We start from the raw sequence: 240 nt of genomic DNA on the forward strand, positions 1-240 counted from the left end.
ACATTTTTCAGTTTGAATATTTTGTAACATAAAGGTGGGCGGGGTAACGTGCAAGGAGGTCTGTTCGGGCCGCTTGGGCAAAGCGCGCAACCTTCCCCCGCAGGAGCGCTGGAACAGGGGTGGAAACCCCGTTAAAACAATGCGCAAGATGCGCCCCAGACTGATTTGACCCGAACGGACCTGACCCATGCATAGTGTGACCCTGCTAACCTCCCCTCAACGCCCGCAGCTTGAGGCGTC

1 protein-coding gene is annotated in these 240 nt (G+C 56.2%); it reads right to left on the reverse strand.

Annotated features, from left to right (window positions below):
• On the reverse strand, positions 1 to 189 hold a 189-nt coding region (locus tag B3849_RS06710; protein WP_286779935.1), incomplete at its 3' end, for a hypothetical protein.
• Positions 190 to 240 lie beyond the last annotated feature (51 nt).

Origin of the sequence: Sulfitobacter sp. UBA4523 (assembly GCF_002388305.1) — a bacterium.
In the GTDB taxonomy this organism is placed as follows: Bacteria; Pseudomonadota; Alphaproteobacteria; order Rhodobacterales; family Rhodobacteraceae; genus Sulfitobacter; species Sulfitobacter pontiacus.